The sequence below is a fragment of the Tautonia marina genome (assembly GCF_009177065.1).
Classification (GTDB): Bacteria; Planctomycetota; Planctomycetia; order Isosphaerales; family Isosphaeraceae; genus Tautonia; species Tautonia marina.
The window spans coordinates 1-13,087 of record NZ_WEZF01000041.1 but is presented as its reverse complement, the minus strand read 5'-3'; the positions used below and the strand labels follow the sequence as shown (position 1 = coordinate 13,087).

Sequence of the window (13,087 nt, the reverse complement as noted above, 5' to 3'; positions counted from 1 at the left end):
CACGGCCCAATGGCTGCGGATCGACTCGTTGAGCAGCTTGGCATCCGCCGGGAGGCTGCTGAGGTCGTACCGCTGCTCCACGGCCAGCGTATCCCCAATGAACCGCTCGCTCTCGATGAGCACGACACTGCGTAGGTCGGCCCACTCTTCCCGGCCTCCCAGCCAGTCGAGGTCCGAAGTGACCCAGCACCGGCGGCACTCGTCCCGGCCATGCCCATCCTCCCACTCCCGGTGGTAGCGGATGCCTTGCTCCTCCCTCCCGTGGGCGCAAGCCCGGTCGAAGAACGCCACGACCTGCCCGAAGAAGTGCTCGTGGTTGTCCTTCAGCGCCAGGACGTCATCGGCCCTCTCCTCCCGGATGGTGCGGGCGATCTCCTTCTGGCAGCTCATGGCGTCGATGGTGACGATCGCCCCGGAGAGCTCCAGCATCTTCAGCAACTTGGGGATGACCGTGATCTCGTTGGACTTCTCGTCCACGGCGACCTGGCCCAGCAGGAGGTGGTTGGCCGTGGCCCAGGCGTGGACCAGGTGCAGGGCGGACTTGCCCCTGGCCCGATCGAACGAGCGACGCAGGCGCTTGCCGTCGATGGCGACGACATGCCGTCCGGTCGTCTCGTGAAGGGCCTCGACCCAGCCGAGGAAGCATCGCTGGATTCATCGGGGTCGAGCCGCTCGAAGAGGCGGCGGGTGGTATCGTGCGACGGGATGCCGTTGGTCAGCGTCAGGAAGGTCTTCAACCAGGCGTGCTTGGCGTGGCCGAAGTCCTCGATGTCATCCCAGGTCTCGGCCCCTGCGGTCACGGCACAGATGGCGATAGCCACGATGTCGAGCAGGTCGTGGAGATTGGTGCGGTCGATGCGGGGATCGGTCAACTCGGCGAAGTTGAAGATGAGGGATGTGTCCTGTTCGGCCATCATGGGGCTCCTCCTCGGGGCTCGTTCGGGACGAGGAGGATTACCACAACCGGGAGCCATACACCACCTTTCGGCGACGGATCAGCGGCTTCTCATGATACTCCGACCCTGCCCATCCAGACCTCCCCAGGCGCGGCTCTCGATCCACAGCGGTTCGGCGGGAGAGCGATCGAACAGATTGGTGATCCAACACAACGGCTCCTCCTGAGACTCATCGGAGGGGTCGGTCACATCGGTAAATCCCCAAAGATTGCCGAAGAACCGGCCATCGGGTCGGACCCAGTTGATCCGGTTCTTGGGGACCCAGTGCCCTTCCTGGTCCGTCTCGAAGAACGTGCCGTCCGGGTTCACACAGACCCCGTTGGGTGCGCGGAAGCCGGTCACAAGGATCTCCGTCGTCGAACCATCCCGGCTGACCCGCAGCAAGGTTCCGTGGTGGGGAAGAATCGCCGTCTGAGCGTGGCGGGCCCCCTTCGCGTAGAGAAAGTTCCCGTCCTCGTCGGTTTGCAGCCCCATCGCAAACTCATGGAAGTGCTCGATGACCTGGTGGTCGCTGTTGAAGCATTCATAAAAGTCGGTTTCGCCGTTTCCATTGAGGTCTCGAAGGATCGCGATCTGGTCCCGGCAGCCGACGAAGATCGCCCCGTCGACCACTTTCAATCCGAGCGGCTGGAACAGGCCGCTGGTGATCCGACGCCAGGTCAGTTGCCCGTCGGCCCGGTCGAGCCCGGAGACCCGCCAGACGTCGCCGTCCCAGGTGCAGGCGGCCATCGCATCGCCGCCAGGCAGGAAGTCGAGCCCGCTGAGACGGAGCTGCACGCGCCACGGGTTCTCGGACGGGACCGGCAGGGTGTCCACGGCGAACGGCCCGTCCTCCGAACCGGATTCGAGGCCGACGATCGATTCCTCCTCCCAGCGTGGTGGGCCGACCTCGGTCGTCATCGCGGTCAGGTCAAGCGGCCTGGCCTTCTCCGACACCGTCGCCGCGAGCATCTCGGGGGCGGCCCCGCGCTCAAGGCGGGTAATCCAGACCGTGAACCGAAGGCGATCCTCCCCCGCCGGGACGCGCAGCAGCAGGTGTCCGCCTTCCGTCGCCCAGTGCGTCCCGCGAGCCATTCCCAGCAGACCGACGACTCGAGCCGGTCGATCATCGTCCGAGGGGTCTTCGAACACGACTACGGAACCCTTCCCGAACATGCCGACTTCGGACTCCTTGTCGGGCAGTCGGAGCAAACGGAGGGTCATCGGGGTGTCTCTCGGGCCGATCTCGATCGACCGGAGGAAGACCGGTCGGTCGTGTCGGAGAGGCTGGTGCTTTCCAGCACCTCGGCGTTGCCGACCGTGTATGAGAGGATGGTCCGATCTCCCGCGTCGTATCGCCCCCGGTAGCGACCCCAGGATCGGGACAAGGGGCCGTAGGCTTTGCCGTTGCGGAACTGGCCCTCGGCGAACTGCAGGGAGGTCGGCATCGATCCCGGCTGTTCGCGGGTCCCGTGGCAGCTCGCACAGTTCCTCGCATACAGGAGCGCTCCGCGGCGGAAGGCGTCGTCGTCGAGGGCGGCGATCAGGCCGGCGTGATCGAGGTCGGCCTCGTAGGCCGGCAGGGGAGGGTTGATGACCGAGGGGTCCGGTCGCAAGGATCGGGCGCGAGCCGGGCCGAACTCGGCCGCCTCGATCAGATACGAGGCCAGGTCGAGGAACTGCTGGCGATCGGCCATCAGGTTGACCAGGCCGGTGGGCATGATCGAGTTCCGGGAGGTCGCCCGCTCTTCGATCTCCGCCTTCGGGATGACCAGCTCACCACCGCCCTGGGTCGCGCCTCGGAGGACGAGGGCTCCTCGCGTTCCTCCCCCATCAGGCCGGTGAGGACCTCCCCGTTGATCCGGGCGATCGTCACCGTCTCAAAGCCCTCCCGGATCGTCTCCGAAGGGTCGAGCAGCGATCGGACGACATCGGCCGCGGTCGTTCCCGGCGCCGGTCGGGCCAGGTCAGGCCCCAGTGGCGACGCGCCGTCCGGCCCACCACAGGAGTGGCAGAGGACGCAAGCCAGCTGCGGCTGAGCACACAGGGCCGCGCCCCGGATCGGATCGCCCTGCAATCGGATCGCCCTGCAATCGGGCCTCCTCCACGAGCGCGAGCGGCCCCTCGCGGAGCAGTTCCGTCTCCAGAATCACCGGCTGGGCCATCGCGGTCTGTGGGGGTGCCGCGAGGAGGACGGAGAGACAGGTGACACCCCAGGCAGTCGTTCTGAAGCAGACCATCGCGGACCCCGGCTGGGAACACTCGACGGGCCAAATGCTCGTCATCACGGGCAACGGGTACGAGGCTATTGATCCGGTCCGAGTCGTCGGATCGTGATGGGTGCCACTCTACCTCCGGGAATGCCGCTCCGCCTCCCGTTCCTCGGAAGCAACCGAGCACGATCCGGTTCCGGACAGGCAGAGTGACGTGAGTGTCCCCAGGAATGGGCTGTCGCCTCCCGGAACCTGGGCCCTCGAGATTGATCGGAAACGGCGGACGCTCGGGGAGACTCCTCGCGGATCTCCACCAGCTTCTCACCCGAGCTTCCGGATCCAGAGAGGGAGCAAGTCGATCGGAGGAATCGCTTGGTTGGTCCTTAGCCCCGCCAGCGACTCCGAGTGTTTCCCCAGCAGTCACCACCCGGTTTGGCCCGGACACCACACAAGGCGATCCGGGATCCTCTCGGGGGTCGAATGCGGCGCCGGATCGTTCAGCCGAACCCTGAGGGGTGAGACGTGGTCAGGAGGCCTCGGGTTGCGCGTGCGGTTGCATTCGGGAGAGCCGGAGTTTGCCGTCGTGGTGGGCGGTGGCCAGGTGCAGACCGTCCGGATGCAGGTCGAGCTCGCGGGCCGTGTTCGGCAGCGAGAAGCGGTGAAACTCCTCGTCGGGCTGATCGGGACGATAGAACAACAGGTGTCCGCCGCCGGAGCCTCCCACGGCGACGGCGAGGAATCCGTCAGGGTGGAACCGGACTCCCCAGGCGACCCCCTTCAACCCCCCCTGGGCCTTCAGCAGGCCGATCTGCTCGCCTCGGAGCCCGTCGTAAAGCACCACGGCCGGATCATTGACCGCACCCAGCGGGTTGGTCGCGTTCAGCAGGCCGGCGCAGGCGAGCCGGTCGCCCGAGGGGCTGAAGGCAAGGTCGCGGACCCCGCCGAGGCGTTGGACGAGCCGGGTCGCAAGCGCTTCTTCAACCGGCGACGGAAACGGGACCCGCTGGGCGGTGGGTTCGCCTGCACGTGGCGGACGCGGTGGATCAAGGTGGCGGCGGAAGAGATCACGCGGACGCGGCGGGTGGTGATGCGGCTGTCGGGGAGCTGGCCGCACCTGGATCAGTTCCTGCAGGTCAGCCGGGCGGTGATGGGTCTCCTGTATGGGATAGCCGCCCCGCCCCTCGTCTTCCCTCATAATACCACCAACGCCGTTATCACCGCCCCGGGGAGGGGGCAGGTCCGTCCTCAGCGCACAGGGGGATCGGCTCAAGCTTGACTCATCAATGCGGAGAGACAGTGCGCGGCAGGAGATGAATTATCCGGGATAGGTGCTCGACCTGCTCGAAGACGCCGACGGCCTCGCCGGCGAAGCAGGTGACGAGGCGGAGGTTGCCATCCAACTCGGCCCGGAGGGCCATCACCTGCTGTTCGGTGAAGTCGCGGTCGCTGAACGTGCGGATCAGGTAGGTGCCCGCCGCGCTGCCCGTGTCGATGGCGGGGAAGTCGCTCAGGTCGTCCAGCAGCATTGATCCGAGATCTCCGACGTGCAGTTCCCGGGCTCCGCCGCGGATCAGACTCGGGCAATGAGTCAGTGCCGCCGCGACGGCCGGGTGGCGTGGCGGGAGAAGGTCATCCGTCGTCAGCAACGGGGCCAATCCCGTCGAGGAACTGGTCGACGAGGGCGTGGAGCCTGGCCAGGCGACGCGCTGTCGCGGCGTTCGAGGCCGAATCGAGTAGGTCGTTGATCGCGAGGTCGTTCCGGAGTGCGATCGGCAGGGTGTTGGGGATCGCCCGGACTGGAGGAAGCTGCAGGCGGATGGTCTGGTCGCCGCCTCCCGATGTGCGGAGCGCCCAGAGCCCTTCCGAGGGCCGGAAGGTGGCGATGTCGGCCCGGCCGTCGCCGTCGTAGTCGGCCGGCACCGGCTGATCCGTCCCGGCCGCGCCGAAGGCGACCCGGTAGGCGCCGCCGGTCGAGAGTTGGATGAACCACTCGGCGGCGCCGGGGGTCAGATCGCTGGAGGGCCGGAAGGTGGCGATGTCGGCCCGGCCGTCGCCGTCGTAGTCGGCCGGCACCGGCTGATCCGTCCCGGCCGCGCCGAAGGCGACCCGGTAGGCGCCGCCGGTCGAGAGTTGGATAAACCACTCGGCGTTGCTTGGCCGGTAGACGGCGAGGTCGGTGATGCCATCGCCGTCGTAATCGGCCGGGACCGGGACATCGCCGGGCAGCCCGAGGGTCGTCGACGGCTCGACTCCCGAGCCGTCGACGACGGTGAACGTCGCCGATCCCGGGACGAACAGGGCCAGCTTTGCCGTGCCGTCGCCGGACAACTGGGCCGGGCTGTTCGGGTCGGAGACGACCGCTCGGACCGGTTCTGAGGCGATCGAGGCGTTCCCGCCCGCGTCGGTCGCCGCACCGGCCGCGACGGCGACGCTCACCGACCCCGGGCCGATCGGCATCAGCCGGGCCGTATAGGTGTCCCCCTCACCGGAGATCCCGACGATCCTGAAGTTGCTCACCACCAGGCCCGAGGCGTTGAAGCCGATCACCGGCTCGCTGAACACGATGGTGACGCTGGCCTCGACACCTTTCCTCGGGTGAGTGAGACCGGAGACGGACGCGGTCGGCGCGGTGGAGTCGAACCAGATCGACAGGGCCTGGGCCGACCCGGCGGCGTTGCCGGCGGAATCGGCAATCCCCGAAGGATCGAGCTGGATGGTCACCAAACCGTCGGCCTCGGGCACGACCCGGAAGGTCGCCGTCCGGCCGTCGAACGACAGGTCGGAGGCCGAGCCGTTCGAGACCTCGACACTCGCCAGGCTGAAGCCGATGACCGGCTCGCCGAAGTCGATCGTCACGGCGGCCGATGCCGCGTTCGTCGGCCCCGAGACGGGCGACGAGATCACGGGGCCCGGGGCCGTCCGATCGCTTTCGATCACGACCTGATTGCTGGCCAGGCTGGGGTTGCCGGTCGCATCGGCCGCCGCCGCCGCATTGATCGACACGGTCACGGGGCCGTCTGCCGTCGGGATCACGGAGAAGGTGTAGGTGGCCCCGACCCCGGAGAAGTCGACCACCATGCCGTGATCAACCTGGATCTCCGATGCCGAGAAGCCGACGACCTCCTCGCTGAAGATGACGACGAACGGGATCGAGGCCAGATTCGTCGGGCTCGCCGCGGAAGTCGACAGCACGACCCCCGGCTCGACTCGCTCGATGGTCAGGGTCGTCCCGGAGGTGTATCCCGAGGCAAGGGCGTTGCCGGCCTGGTCGGCGATCCCCGTGCCCGAGCCGTTCAGGTCCAGGCGGATCGTGCCCACGCCCGACAGCGAGCCGATGGTGACGGTGTAGGTCGTCCCCGACCCCGTCACGCTGGCGACCACCCCCGACGCCGTGCCGGTGGCGGTGACGGAAAAGTCCGAGGCGTCGACTCCCGTCACCGCCTCGCTGAAGGTCACCGTGTACTCGACGCTGCTCGCGCCGGTCGGCGAGGGGGAGGTCGAGACGATCGACGCGACCTCGGGTGGAGTGACATCCGGGATCAGGAACGTCTGCTCGGCGGCGAAGGTGCCACCGGCCAGGGCGGCGTCGACCGCCTGGACGCTCCAGTAGTACGTCCCGGGGCCGAGGTCGCTGACGTCGAAGGTGATGCTCGTCCCCTGGATCGTCCCCCGGAAGGCGATCCGGCGGAATCCGGTGCCCGTGTCGGCCATCGGCGAGGCGACGTCGACGCCACCGGAGGTGCTGCCGATGGTCAGCACGTAGCTCAGGGCGCCGGCGGCCGTCTCGGAATCGGTGGCGGCGTCCCAGGAGAAGGCGATCGTGCCGTTGTTGTTATTCACCGACTGGAGGTTCGTCGGCGCCGTCGGGGCGGTGTTGGCCGTCGAGCCGTCGTTGCGGTAGAGGCGCGTGTAGCGGATGTTCGAGTTCCCGCTCCCCGTCATGAGGAGGTCGAGGTCGCCGTCGCCGTCGTAGTCGCCCCACGCCAACGAGCCCTGGCGGAGGATCTGCAAGGGGGCGTTGATGTCGGTGAAGGTGTCCGAGCCGTCGTTCCGATAGATGCGGCTCGTGATCGCACCGGAGACGGTCCCGAGGATGGCGAGGTCGAGGTCGCCGTCGTTGTCGTAGTCGCCCCAGGACACCGACGAGTCGTAGAAGCCCGGCAGGCCGGCGGAGATGTCGGTGAAGGTATCCGAGCCGTCGTTCCGGTAGATGTTGGTCGCCCCGCCGGCCGAGACGAACCCGGAGACGATGAGGTCGAGGTCGCCGTCGCCGTCGTAATCACTCCAGGCCACCGAGGCGCGCTGGGCGCCCACCAGGCCGGCATTGATGTTGGTGAAGGTGTCCGAGCCGTCGTTCCGGTAGATGTGGGCCACGTTCTGGAACGAGTTGTTGCGGCCGGACATCAGGAGGTCGAGGTCGCCGTCGTTGTCGTAGTCCCCCCACGCCACCGCAGCGCGATAGAGGCCGTCCAGCCCAGCATTGATGTTCGTGAACGTGTCGTCGCCGTTATTCCGGTAGATGAGGGCGTTCCTGGTGCCGGTGGAGGCCTGGCCGGCGAGGAGGATGTCCAGGTCGCCGTCGTTGTCGTAGTCGCCCCACGCCACCGCGGAGGACGCGAGCCCCAGCAGGCCGGCGGAGATGTCGGTGAAGGTATCCGAGCCGTCGTTCCGGTAGACCCGGCTCAACCTCAAACCGCTCGACCCGCCTCCCGACATGAGGATGTCGAGGTCGCCGTCGTTGTCGTAGTCCCCCCACGCCAGCGACGAGTTGGAGATTCCCGTCAGGCCGGCGTTGATGCTGGTGAAGGTGTCGGAGCCGTCGTTGCGGTAGACGTGGCTCTCGTGCCCATTCGAGGCGTTCCGCCCAGTGATGAGCACGTCGAGGTCGCCGTCGCCGTCGTAGTCGCCCCACGCCAGCGACGAGTACCGGAGGCCCACCAGCCCGGGGTCGATCTCGCTGAACTGGCTCGGGGTGAACGATTGCTCGGCCGCGAAGGCACCCCCCGCCAGCGCCGTGTCGACCGCCTGGACGCTCCAGTAATACATCTGGCCGAGGGTCAGGCCGTCGATCGTCCAGCTCGTCCCCTGGACCAGGCCCCGGAAGGCGACCTGCCGCTCGCCGGTCGAGCGGTCGGACATCGGCGCGACCGTGTCCACGACGCCGCTGGTCGTGCCGATCGTCACCACGTAGCTCAGGCCGGCCGAGGCGGTCTGGGTGTCGGTGCTCGCGTCCCAGCTCAGCGTCGCCGACGTGCCGCTGACGTTCGCCTGCAGGTTCGTCGGCGCCGTCGGGGCGGTGTTCGCCGTCGAGGCGTTGTTGCGGTAGAGCCGGGTGGTCGCCTCCCCCGTACTTTGCCGGCCGGCCATGAGGATATCGAGGTCGCCGTCGCCGTCATGGTCGCCCCAGACCGCCGACGCGAGATAGATCCCCTCCAGCCCGGCGTTGATGTCGGTGAAGGTGCCCGAGCCGTCGTTGCGGTACACCCGGCCGGAGTATGTGCCCGAGGATTCCTTCCCGGTGAGGAGGATGTCGAGGTCGCCGTCGTTGTCGTAGTCCCCCCAGGCCGCCGAGCCGGCGTAGAGGCCTGGGATGCCGGCGGAGATATCGGTGAAGGTGTCGGAGCCGTCGTTGCGGTACACCCGGCCGGAGTATGTGCCCGAGGATTCCTGGCCGCTGAGGACGATATCGAGATCGCCGTCGTTGTCGTAGTCCCCCCAGGCCGCCGCCGAGACCTGGAGCCCCGTCAGGCCGGCGGCAATGTCGGTGAAGGCGTTTTCGCCGTCGTTGCGGTAGACCCGGCTGAGCACCTGGCTCGTGGAGGTGCGGCCGGTGAGGAGGATGTCGAGGTCGCCGTCGTTGTCGTAATCGCCCCAGGCCACGCGCCCGATCCAGAGGTCCGGCAGGCTGTCGGCGAACGACGTGAACGTGCCGCCGTCGTTGCGGTAGAGGTAGGTCTGCGGCACGTTCATCGAGTCGCGGCCGCTGATGAGCAGGTCGAGGTCGCCGTCGTTGTCGGAGTCCCCCCAGGCCACCGCAGAGTTCCTCAGGCCAACGAGGCCGGCGGAGATGTCGGTGAAGGTGCCCGAGCCGTCGTTGCGGTAGATCCGGCTGGTCGGCACACCCATCGAGTTCTGGCCGGTGAGGATGATGTCGAGGTCACCGTCGCCGTCGTAGTCGCCCCAGGCCGCCGCCCCCCGGATGAGCCCCGGCAGGCCGGCGGAGATGTCGGTGAAGGTGCCCGAGCCGTCGTTGCGGTAGATCCGGCTGATCGACGTGTTGTCCTGGAGCTTCCCGACGATCAGGGCGTCGAGGTCGCCGTCGTTGTCGGAGTCCCCCCACGACACCGAACCGAGGTCGACGGCCGGCAGCCCGGCGGACACCTCGGTGAACTCTCCGGCCAGGACAATCCGGGCCTCGAGGGCCTCCAGAGTCGGTCGCCCCCGGCGAGCGTCCCGAGCCATCCGGCCACGGCTCCGAAGGTCGGTGGGGCGGTTCGGAGGAGGGGCGGTCGGGCGGCGTCGCATCGGCCTACGTCTCATGTCGTGGTCTCGGGGGACTGCGAGCCGGGATGCCACGCCCCTTGGCCACGTCGCCGAGGGGAGGGTAGTTCGCACGGGGCGATCCGGCATCGTAGGGTGAGTGTGGGCAGTTCAATCACACTGTAGGACACGTTCTTCCGCCGGGGAAATGCTCATGCGTCCGCCTCGATGCCCTCAGAACCGGCGGGATCGACGCACCAGGGGAGGACCGTTCATGGCGAACGCAATTGTCGACGTGGATTCGGGTTCCGAGGCCGTCGGGTCCGGGCCGGGGTGCGGATTCCGGATGCTGACCTCTCGGGGGTTCGTGGAGTGGCTGGCCCGAGAGCGCCTGAGCCTGGCGGTGACGACCTACCAGCGCGGCGGGCTCTTCCTGCTCGGGACCAGGCCCGGGCCAACGCTGGGCCTCTGGGCCGCCGCCTTCGGCCGGGCGATGGGCCTGCACGCCACCGATCAGACGATCTGGATGGCCACCGCCACCGCCCTCCGCCGCTTCGAGAACGACCTGCCGCCCGGGAGGGTCGAGGACGGCTTCGACCGCGTCTACGTCCCCCGGGTGGGCTATACCACCGGCGACCTCGACGTGCATGACCTGGCCGTCGACGCCGACGGCCGCCCCGTCTTCGTCGCCACCCGCTTCGGCTGCCTGGCGACCGTCTCGGACCGCTTCAGCTTCGAGCCGGTCTGGAAGCCCCCCTTCCTCTCGGCCCTGGTCCCCGAGGACCGCTGCCACCTCAACGGCCTGGCCCTCGAAGACGGCCGGCCGAAGTACGTCACGATGGTCGGCACCAGCGACGTGGCCGACGGGTGGCGAGAGCACCGGGTCGGCGGCGGCCTCGTCATGGACGTCTCCTCGAACGAGATCATCTGCCGGGGGCTGTCGATGCCCCACTCCCCCCGCCAGATCGGCGGCAAGATCTGGCTTCTGGAGGCCGGGACCGGCCACCTCGGCTTCGTCGATCCGTCCACCGGCCGATTCGAGGAGGTCTGCTTCCTGCCCGGCTTCGCCCGGGGCCTGGCGATCAGCGGCCGGTTCGCGGTCGTCGGCACCTCGATGCCCCGCCGCGACCCCTCCTTCGAGGGACTCCCGCTCGGCCAGAACCTCCGATCCCGGTCGACCTCGCCCCGGTGCGGGCTCCACGTCATCGACCTGGAGTCCGGCTCGGTGGTCCACTGGCTGCGATTCGAGGGCCCGCTCGAGGAGCTCTACGACGTGGCGGTCCTGGCGAGCGTCGTTCGCCCCAAGGCGTTGAGCTTCAGCCGTCGATCCACTGTCGGCCATCGCATCCGGTTCGAGGCCGGGGACCAGGGCCCTCGCCATTTCGTCCCGGTCGCCTGATCGCTGGTCTCGGACAGTACTCTGCTCCCAGGGAAACAAAGAGGCGAAGGTCCTGATCGAGCGGTGGCGGATGCGGTACAACACCGTGCGCCCGCACAGCAGCCTGGGGTACCGCCCGCCCGCGCCCGAGGCGATCGTGCCGTGGACGCCGGCCTTCGGAGCTTCGCTCCTCGGCCCGGCGTCTATGGCCAGGGCGGTCGGGGAACTAACATAGAGGCTGGCAGCATCGGTGATCCTGCTGGCGAATTCTTCAGGTCCACGGGTATCCCTGCTACTCTTCGTTCGAGCGGAGCCCCCTCGAATGGAGTTCACCCATGTCCTTGCACCCTCAGCCCATCGAGCCGGTCCCCGACGACACGGCGCGTGTCGCTCGGGCCGCCTTCCCCACGGCAACACTTACATGGCCCTTCGCGACGAGTTGGGGACCGTCTTCCGCGACGAGGACTTCGCCGCCCTATTCCCCACCCGCGGTCGGCCCGCGGAGACGCCATGGCGACTGGCCCTGGTGACGGTCTTCCAGTTCATCGAGGGCCTCTCCGACCGACGGGCTGCCGACGCGGTCCGCGGGCGGATCGACTGGAAGTATGCACTGAGCCTGGGGCTCGACGACTCCGGCTTTGACACCTCGGTCCTGTGCGAGTTCCGGGCGCGGCTGGTCGACGGCTCGGCCGTCATGCCCGACGGGAGTGGGTCGAGCGCTACGGCCGGCGGCCCGAGGAGTCTCGGCTGCCCGCCTCCGAGGAGGGCCGACGCGCCCTCGCCCGGCAGGTCGGCATAGACGGCCATGCCCTGCTTGCAACCGCCTACGGCCCCGGGGCCCCGTCGCGGGTGGCGCGGTCGCCGGCCGTCGAGACATTGCGCCGGGTCTGGGTCCAGCACTTCTGCGTCGAGGAAGCCAGAGGGATACGCTGGCGGACCGAGGGGGACGGCGTCCCGCCGTCCGCGGTATCGATCAACTCGCCGCATGACACCGAGGCCCGGTATGGCAAGAAGCGGTCGACGGTGTGGGTCGGCTACAAGGCCCACCTGACCAGGGCCGCCGCATCAAGCAGGCGATCTGAGGTAGCCTGGGCGAGCGTCGCGGGCGTACAACGGGAGGTCCTCACACGGCTCACCCCACCGACCTCCCGCGACTCGACTCGATCATGCCCAGCGACCAACCCACCACCTTGCACGACCACTTCCGGAACCTGACCGACCCCCGGGTCGAGCGGACCCGCAAGCATCCGCTGATCAACATCGCCTTCATCGCCGTCTGCGGCGTCCTCTCCGGGGCCAATTCCTTCGCCGCCATCCACGAGTTCGGCATCGATCGCCGGTCCTGGCTGGCCCGCTTCCTCGACCTCGACAGCGGCATCCCCTCCGAGGACACCCTCCGCCGCGTGCTGGCCCGGCTCGACCCGGCGGCCTTCGAGAAGGCCCTGTTGAGTTGGATGCAGGCCGTGCAGGAGGTCACCACCGGGCGGTTCGTCGCCATCGACGGCAAGACCTTGCAGGGCTCCTCCGACCGGCGGGACGGCAAGGTGGCGATCTACATGGTCTCGGCCTGGGCGACCGAGAACACGCTCTCGCTCGGGCAGGTTGTCGTCGACGAGAAGTCCAACGAGATCACGGCGATCCCCGCGTTGCTGGAGGTGCTCGACCTCTGCGGGGCGATCGTGACGATCGACGCGATGGGCTGCCAGAAGGAGATCGCCGCGACGATTCGAGGACGCGACGGCGACTACGTGCTGGCCGTCAAGCAGAACCAGCCGACGCTGCAGGAGCGGGTCCGCGAGGCGATCGACGCGGCCCTGGAGCAGGATGCCGAGCGGATCGACGAGCATCGGACCGAGGAGACGGGGCATGGCCGTCGGGAGGTCCGCACCTCTGCCGTCTTCCCGGCCCCGGAGGGTGTCGATCCGGAGGGCCTGTGGCAGGACCTGAGTGCCGTGGGGGTGACGTTCTCGGAGCGAACCGATTGCCGGGGGTGAACCCGCCTGGAGGGCCGCTATTACATCCTGAGCCGGCAATTGTCCTCCCAGGAGTTCGCCGCCGCGGTTCGGGGCCACTGGAAGATC

9 protein-coding genes and 3 pseudogenes are annotated in these 13,087 nt (G+C 68.4%); 5 read left to right on the top strand and 7 right to left on the bottom strand.

Annotated features, from left to right (window positions below):
* The 4 genes and pseudogenes from GA615_RS26805 to GA615_RS26790 form a co-directional block, all read right to left on the bottom strand.
* Positions 1–654: ISAs1 family transposase (locus GA615_RS26805; protein ID WP_161602593.1), on the bottom strand; the 654-nt coding region annotated here is incomplete at its 3' end.
* Between the two features lie 8 nt (positions 655–662).
* Positions 663–914 (bottom strand): annotated as a pseudogene (locus tag GA615_RS28360) (transposase family protein); the annotation flags it as partial.
* 81 nt (positions 915–995) lie between these two features.
* Positions 996–2,159 (bottom strand): hypothetical protein, encoded by a 1,164-nt coding sequence (locus tag GA615_RS26795; RefSeq protein WP_201750344.1) that lies wholly within the window; start codon positions 2,157–2,159, stop codon positions 996–998.
* Entirely contained in the window at positions 2,156–2,656 is a 501-nt protein-coding gene (locus GA615_RS26790) for a DUF6797 domain-containing protein (protein ID WP_152054422.1), read from the bottom strand. The genes GA615_RS26795 and GA615_RS26790 overlap by 4 nt, the downstream gene beginning before the upstream one ends.
* Positions 2,657–3,140: 484 nt before the next feature.
* Between GA615_RS26790 and GA615_RS28535 the strand changes: the two genes are divergently transcribed.
* Positions 3,141–3,272 carry a hypothetical protein gene (locus GA615_RS28535; protein ID WP_261343978.1) on the top strand — a complete coding sequence of 44 codons (132 nt, stop codon included), beginning with the start codon at positions 3,141–3,143 and terminating at the stop codon, positions 3,270–3,272.
* 402 nt (positions 3,273–3,674) lie between these two features.
* On the opposite strand, the gene GA615_RS26785 is transcribed toward GA615_RS28535, so the two are convergent.
* The 3 genes from GA615_RS26785 to GA615_RS26775 form a co-directional block, all read right to left on the bottom strand.
* The gene (locus GA615_RS26785) at positions 3,675–4,418 is read right to left on the bottom strand and encodes a WD40 repeat domain-containing protein (protein WP_161602591.1); all 744 of its coding nucleotides are present in this window, start codon (positions 4,416–4,418) and stop codon (positions 3,675–3,677) included.
* 10 nt (positions 4,419–4,428) lie between these two features.
* Positions 4,429–4,674, bottom strand: a complete 246-nt coding sequence (locus GA615_RS26780) for a hypothetical protein (RefSeq protein ID WP_152054420.1) — start codon at positions 4,672–4,674, stop codon at positions 4,429–4,431.
* 103 nt (positions 4,675–4,777) lie between these two features.
* Positions 4,778–9,673: a beta strand repeat-containing protein gene (locus GA615_RS26775; protein ID WP_161602590.1), complete on the bottom strand. Its 4,896-nt coding sequence runs from the start codon at positions 9,671–9,673 to the stop codon at positions 4,778–4,780.
* A 229-nt stretch (positions 9,674–9,902) separates the two neighbouring features.
* Between GA615_RS26775 and GA615_RS26770 the strand changes: the two genes are divergently transcribed.
* The 4 genes and pseudogenes from GA615_RS26770 (at position 9,903) to GA615_RS26755 (ending at position 13,000) form a co-directional block, all read left to right on the top strand.
* Positions 9,903–11,027 (top strand): TIGR03032 family protein, encoded by a 1,125-nt coding sequence (locus GA615_RS26770; protein ID WP_201750343.1) that lies wholly within the window; start codon positions 9,903–9,905, stop codon positions 11,025–11,027.
* A gap of 40 nt (positions 11,028–11,067) precedes the next feature.
* Positions 11,068–11,241 (top strand): annotated as a pseudogene (locus tag GA615_RS26765) (integrase core domain-containing protein); the annotation flags it as partial.
* A gap of 100 nt (positions 11,242–11,341) precedes the next feature.
* Positions 11,342–11,831, top strand: a pseudogene (locus tag GA615_RS26760) (transposase); the annotation flags it as partial.
* A gap of 341 nt (positions 11,832–12,172) precedes the next feature.
* The gene (locus tag GA615_RS26755; RefSeq protein ID WP_152054416.1) at positions 12,173–13,000 is read left to right on the top strand and encodes an ISAs1 family transposase; all 828 of its coding nucleotides are present in this window, start codon (positions 12,173–12,175) and stop codon (positions 12,998–13,000) included.
* The last annotated feature ends 87 nt before the right edge of the window (positions 13,001–13,087 follow it).

What these genes read in the sequence shown, in the direction of transcription:
- GA615_RS26795 (WP_201750344.1), bottom strand. Translation starts at nt 2,159, where the DNA reads ATGACCCTCCGTTTGCTCCGACTGCCCGACAAGGAGTCCGAAGTCGGC.
- GA615_RS26790 (WP_152054422.1), bottom strand. Translation starts at nt 2,656, where the DNA reads ATGCCCACCGGCCTGGTCAACCTGATGGCCGATCGCCAGCAGTTCCTC.
- GA615_RS26780 (WP_152054420.1), bottom strand. Translation starts at nt 4,674, where the DNA reads ATGCTGCTGGACGACCTGAGCGACTTCCCCGCCATCGACACGGGCAGC.
- GA615_RS26775 (WP_161602590.1), bottom strand. Translation starts at nt 9,673, where the DNA reads ATGCGACGCCGCCCGACCGCCCCTCCTCCGAACCGCCCCACCGACCTT.
- GA615_RS26770 (WP_201750343.1), top strand. Translation starts at nt 9,903, where the DNA reads ATGGCGAACGCAATTGTCGACGTGGATTCGGGTTCCGAGGCCGTCGGG.
- GA615_RS26755 (WP_152054416.1), top strand. Translation starts at nt 12,173, where the DNA reads ATGCCCAGCGACCAACCCACCACCTTGCACGACCACTTCCGGAACCTG.